The organism is Sphingomonas segetis, assembly GCF_009720245.1.
In the GTDB taxonomy this organism is placed as follows: Bacteria; Pseudomonadota; Alphaproteobacteria; order Sphingomonadales; family Sphingomonadaceae; genus Sphingomicrobium; species Sphingomicrobium segetis.
Genome location: NZ_WJSQ01000163.1, coordinates 1 through 5,392, shown reverse-complemented (window position 1 = coordinate 5,392; position 5,392 = coordinate 1). Strand labels below are relative to the sequence as shown.

At 66.0% G+C, this 5,392-nt stretch carries 5 protein-coding genes; 3 read left to right on the top strand and 2 right to left on the bottom strand.

Going from position 1 to position 5,392, the window contains the following annotated elements; translation table 11 throughout:
* Positions 1-930: 930 nt before the first annotated feature.
* Together GH737_RS12585 and GH737_RS12580 are read left to right on the top strand one after the other, a co-directional pair.
* Positions 931-3,219 carry an ATP-dependent helicase gene (locus GH737_RS12585; protein ID WP_155265152.1) on the top strand — a complete coding sequence of 763 codons (2,289 nt, stop codon included), beginning with the start codon at positions 931-933 and terminating at the stop codon, positions 3,217-3,219.
* Between the two features lie 25 nt (positions 3,220-3,244).
* On the top strand, positions 3,245-3,889 hold the full coding sequence (locus tag GH737_RS12580; protein ID WP_155265151.1) for a YoaK family protein: 645 nt from the start codon (positions 3,245-3,247) through the stop codon (positions 3,887-3,889).
* Here GH737_RS12580 and GH737_RS12575 read toward each other — a convergent pair.
* Complete coding sequence (locus tag GH737_RS12575; RefSeq protein WP_155265150.1) at positions 3,886-4,521, bottom strand: hypothetical protein; 636 nt, start codon at positions 4,519-4,521, stop codon at positions 3,886-3,888. The two genes, GH737_RS12580 and GH737_RS12575, sit on opposite strands and share 4 nt — an antisense overlap.
* 52 nt (positions 4,522-4,573) lie before the next feature.
* Positions 4,574-4,783, bottom strand: coding sequence for a hypothetical protein (locus tag GH737_RS15395; protein WP_196233161.1), 210 nt, complete (start codon positions 4,781-4,783; stop codon positions 4,574-4,576).
* 178 nt (positions 4,784-4,961) lie between these two features.
* On the opposite strand from GH737_RS15395, the gene GH737_RS15390 reads away from it, so the two are divergent.
* On the top strand, positions 4,962-5,392 hold a 431-nt coding region (locus tag GH737_RS15390), incomplete at its 3' end, for a L,D-transpeptidase family protein (protein ID WP_196233160.1).

The window sequence follows — 5,392 nt, the reverse complement described above, 5'->3', positions numbered from 1 at the left end:
CGCGGCGGAAGTTGAACAAAGCGATCTGCGTGGGCGGTTGCGGGCGGTCGATGATCCGCTCCAGCTCGAGGAACATCCGGGCGAGCTTCGCGTGATCTTCGCGCAACCGCATCAGCTCCGACATGCCGCACCTCCGCCGTAAGGATTCGGCGTTATCGGTCCTCAACTAATGAAAAGTTAAATGGAGGCTGCGGCATGCCTGCGAGCCGGCGGCGTGGTCCTGCGTCGGGACACCGCCTGCCCCAAAGGAAATGGGGGCCGGCATTGCTGCCAGCCCCCACTGCGCCGAGCGAAGGATATGCCGGTGTTCGGTCTACCTTGGTCCCGCCCCGTAAACGGTTTGCGACCCCGCTTCTCGATCCTGGCTCACCAGCTCAGGCGTCGCTTCCTACCGAACAGCTCCCTCTTGCGAGGAGCCCGACCGATCTACTCGACTGCGCGGCCCGAAGGTTCGCTGGTCGTTCGACCTTTCCGGCCCGTCTTCTGGAACCGAAGTTCCTCGAAGCCAAAACCGCCCGATGTTCCGCGGCCCTTCTTGGGTCGACCACTCTCGCGTCCCGCTTCGCTCACCGATAATCCGAAGATCACCAGGAGCCGCGTCGCGCTTGAGGAAGATCGACTCTTCCGGCGCCTCTTCCCGGCTGGCCCGAGTAGAACCCGAAGGCTCTTCCCATTCCTGCCGGCGGAGATCGGACCTTTGGTCACCTGCCGCGCCCTTCTCGCCGTTGCCGGCTGTCTGGGTGAGGCCGGGACCGCCGTCCCGATCACCTAGGCACCATGCACCCCTGCCCCGAGTCGGGGAAGCGAAAAATTCGCGTTTGAACCTGTGGAAAACGGGGATATCGGGCACAATAGCCGGAACCTTTCGGCGACCGGCCGAATCGGCACGCTTCGGTTGCCGTTCCGTTCTCCTCCGCTTACCTCGGCAGCGTGCCCGAATCCCCCGCCCTCGCCAACGAGCCCGGCTATCTGCAAGGTTTGAATCCGCCGCAGCGGGAGGCGGTGCTGACCACCGAAGGGCCGGTCCTCGTCCTCGCCGGCGCGGGCACCGGCAAGACCGCTGCGCTGACGGCGCGCCTCGCTCACCTGATCGCCACCCGAAAGGCATGGCCGAGCCAGATTCTCGCCGTCACCTTCACCAACAAGGCGGCGCGCGAGATGCGCGAGCGGGTCGGCAACCTCTCTGGCGGAGCGCTCGAAGGCATGCCCTGGCTCGGCACCTTTCACTCGGTCGCGGCGCGGATGCTCCGCAGCCATGCCGAGCTGGTCGGCCTTCAATCGAATTTCACGATCCTCGACACCGACGACCAGCTGCGCGTGCTCAAGCAGCAGATCCAGGCAGCGAACCTCGACGAGAAGCGCTGGCCCGCGCGCCAACTCGCCGGCCTCATCGACCGCTGGAAGAACCGCGGCTGGACACCGGCTCAGGTCGACGCCGGCGAGTCAGAGGGTTTCGCCGCCGGGCGCGGCGCCGAGCTCTACGCCGCCTACCAGCAGCGGCTCAAAACGTTGAACGCCTGCGATTTCGGCGACCTGCTGCTCCATATGCTGGTCATTTTCCGCAAGCACGCGGACGTGCTCGGCACCTACCGCGACCGCTTCCGCTACATCCTCGTTGACGAATATCAGGACACCAACCAGGGCCAATACGACTGGCTCAGGCTCCTCGCCGAGCCGCGGCGCAACCTGTGCGTGGTTGGCGACGACGACCAGTCGATCTACAGCTGGCGCGGGGCGGAGGTCGCCAATATCCTTCGCTTCGAAAAGGACTTCCCCGGCGCGAAGCTCATCCGTCTCGAGCAGAATTACCGCTCGACCTCGCACATCCTCGCGGCCGCGGACGGCCTGATCGCGCACAACGCGGGGCGGCTCGGAAAGACTCTGTGGACCGAAGCGGGCGACGGCGAGAAGGTGCGGGTGATCGGCATCTGGGACGGACCCGAGGAGGCGCGCCGCGTCGGCGAGGACCTGGAAACCTTACGCCGCGACGGCCGCGCCATCGACGAGGCCGCCATCCTCGTTCGCGCGCAGTTCCAGACCCGCGAGTTCGAGGAGCGCTTCATCGCCATCGGACTGCCCTACCAGATCATCGGCGGCTTCCGATTCTACGAACGCGCCGAAATTCGCGACGCCATCGCCTATTTGCGGCTGATCCGCTCGCCCGCGGACGACCTCGCTTTCGAGCGCATCGTCAACACGCCCAAGCGCGGCCTTGGCGACAAGGCGGTCGCGACCATTCACCAGCGCGCCCGCTTCGGACAGGAGCCGCTGCTGGTCGCCGGCGCGCAGCTGATCGACAGTGACGAGCTTACGCCGCAGGCACGCCGCTCGCTCGGCAATTTCGTCGCGCTTCTCGGCCGGTGGCGCGAAATGGCCGACAGCCTCCCCCACCCCGAGCTCGCGCGCATCGTGCTCGAAGAGTCTGGCTACACCGCAATGCTTCAGGCCGACCGCTCCGCCGAGGCGGCCGGCCGTCTCGAAAACCTCGCCGAGCTCACGCGCGCAATGGAAGAATATGAATCGCTCGGCGCTTTCCTCGAGCACGTCAGCCTGGTCATGGACAATGACGATGCCCGCCCGGGCGAGAAGGTCACGATCATGACCATCCACGCTGCCAAGGGTCTCGAGTTCGACACCGTCTTCCTGCCCGGCTGGGAGGAAGGCGTGTTCCCGTCGCAGAGGTCGCTCGACGAAGGCGGGCTCGCGAGCCTCGAGGAGGAACGCCGGCTCGCTTATGTCGCCATCACCCGCGCCCGCCGCCGCTGCACCATCCTCCACGCCGCCAACCGGCGGATTTACGGCCAGTGGACCAGCTCGATACCCTCGCGCTTCCTCGCCGAACTGCCCGGGGGCCATATCGAGGAAGAGACGACGATGACCGGCGGCGAGAGCCTGTGGCGCGCCCAATGGAGCGAACGCGCCGACCCGTTCGCCCATCTCGGCCCGGCCCAGGCGATGCGTGCAAGCACCCGCGGCCCCGGCTGGCAGCGCGCCGCGCGCGGCAATTTCAATCCCGAGCCGCAGCGCATCATCGAAGCGCGCGCTTCGGCAGTCTCGCTCGGCAACCAGGGGCGCACCGATCTCGCGCTCGGCCAGCGCGTATTCCACGGCAAGTTCGGCTACGGCACCATCGCCGCGATCGAGGGCAACAAACTGGAAATCGATTTCGAGAAAGCGGGGCGCAAGAAGGTGCTCGACAGCTTCGTCAGCGCCCCGTGATCCTTCGCTTGCAGCGGCAGGGCGCATGACGAAGCTCGAAGCCCGTTCGCGGATTTTTGCCTGCGCACTCGCCACGCTCGCAGGGTTCATCGACGCCGTCGGATTCATTCGCTCCGGCGGCTTCTTCGTTTCATTCATGAGCGGGAATTCGACCCGGCTGGGCGTCGGCTTCGTGCAGCACCTACACGATGCGCTCGTCGGGTCCGGCCTCGTCGTCGCGTTCGTCGCGGGAGTGGTGATGGGCTCACTCGCCGGCGAGGCTGCAGGGGGCAGGCGGCAAGCCGCAGTCCTGGCGATCGTCGCGATGTTGCTCGGCCTTGCCGCATTTCTCGATGGGGCAGGACACCTCGTGCCTGCGCTCGCCCTGCTCGCCCTCGGCATGGGTGCGGTGAACACCGTTTTCGAACGCGAAGGCGAGGTCCGGGTCGGCGTGACCTACATGACCGGAGGCCTCGTGCGGGTGGGGACCGGCCTCGCCTCTACACTGCGCGGGCGCGGCGGCGGACAATGGCCGATTTACCTGCTGCTCTGGTTGTCCTTCGTCGCGGGCACGGTAAGCGGCGCCCTCGCCTACGGCCCCCCGCCCAATCTCGCCCTGGCGGCAGCCGCGGTCGCCGCGCTCTTGCTTGCGGCGCTGTCGCTTCGAACGATTGGCGAGCTTCGCCCTTAGTTTGCGGCGCCTCGCATGAGCCCGCGAACCCACGGGATGATCGAGGTCCAGCTCAATTCGTCGATCAATTCGATTCCGGCGAGTTTCCCGCGCTTCCAGAGCACTTCGCCCGACGCGACGTTCAGGCCTTCGACGAACGGCGACACATAAGCGCCGATCGCCGGAAGCTGATCGCCTTCGATCTGCAGCCCGCGCGCCGAGATGTTGCGCAACGTCGCGATCGAAAAGCTGCCGCCGCACTTCAGGTGAACGGCGCAGCGCACCTCGAGCCGCGGCATGGTCCGCCGCTCGCGCATCTGGCTGACCAGCTTGCGGTTCAGAAGCGCGATCACGTCGATGCTGTCGTCGAAGCGCACACCGAGCTTGTCGCGGCCCGTCCACGCGATCTTTCCGGAAGCGCGCTGGCCGGTCGGAAGCTCGACGGAGGCGGCGGCCCCGAGCGCCGGCGTGAGGCCGCTCGTCACGGTCACGCCGAGCGCGCTGATCTTGCGGATCGAGCATCGGTGATTCACGCCCGAAAGCATGAGCGCGCCGGAATCGAACGGCCCCTTGTCGTCTCCCGGCCATGAATCGTCGGGCCATGGGAGACGGTCTCCGATGACGACGGTTGTGACCGAGGGGGCGTCAGTCATGGCTCATACAGCACTCGGCCCAAGCCTTGCGCGCCGACGGGCTAACAAGTCGCTAACGAAGCGGCGTTTCGTCGATGCCAAGAGTCCAGCCCGGCGGGTCGCTCGCCGGGAAGGAGTCCTGCCCGGCTTCGTCCACGAGGTTTGAAGCATCGGGGTTGGCTGAAGGACAGGGCATTGCGCCGCGCCGGCGGGCGCGCCTCATGACGAGCGCGCCTGCGACGCCGGCCGACCCAATCGCCGCAGCGACCTTCAACCATCGCATTCGGGGGCTCCTTCTCGGGCCTAGCCATAGCACTGCAGCAGTCGGGCGTAAGGACTACTCGTCGCGCCGCGGCCCTCTTCCGTCGTTGCCGATTTCCGCGCGAACGACTTTCAAAGGAACCCGACTCGGCGCCAATGCATTCTGTCAGCAAAAGTCAATAGAAAAAATCAGGTGTGAAATGAAGAAGCTGGCACTTGCGCTGGCGCTGACGGGATCGTGCGTATTTGCGACCACCATTGCTGTTACGCCGGCGTCCGCGCTGGAAACCTACCAAGCCCAAATGGAAGCAAGCGACGCGGCGTCGCAGGCGCGTATCGACATGCTCGACGCTTTCGGTCCCAAGGAGTTGAAACCAGGCCACTATTTGTGGCGCGAAGTACCGGAGAGCGCCGGACCCGAACGTGTGGTGATCAGTCTCTCGGACCAGATGGCCTATCTCTATCGCGGGGACACGCTGATGGCGGCCGCAACCATTTCGACCGGCCGCGACGACAAGCCGACCCCTGCCGGGATCTTCTCGGTTCTCCGGAAGACACCGATGCACCATTCGAAGAAGTACGACGACGCGCCGATGCCGTTCGCACAATTCTTCGAGCCACACGGGATCGC

Bases quoted from the DNA above. Each gene is read 5' to 3' on its own strand.
- GH737_RS12580 (WP_155265151.1), top strand. From the start codon at position 3,245: ATGACGAAGCTCGAAGCCCGTTCGCGGATTTTTGCCTGCGCACTCGCC.
- GH737_RS12575 (WP_155265150.1), bottom strand. From the start codon at position 4,521: ATGACTGACGCCCCCTCGGTCACAACCGTCGTCATCGGAGACCGTCTC.
- GH737_RS15395 (WP_196233161.1), bottom strand. From the start codon at position 4,783: ATGCGATGGTTGAAGGTCGCTGCGGCGATTGGGTCGGCCGGCGTCGCA.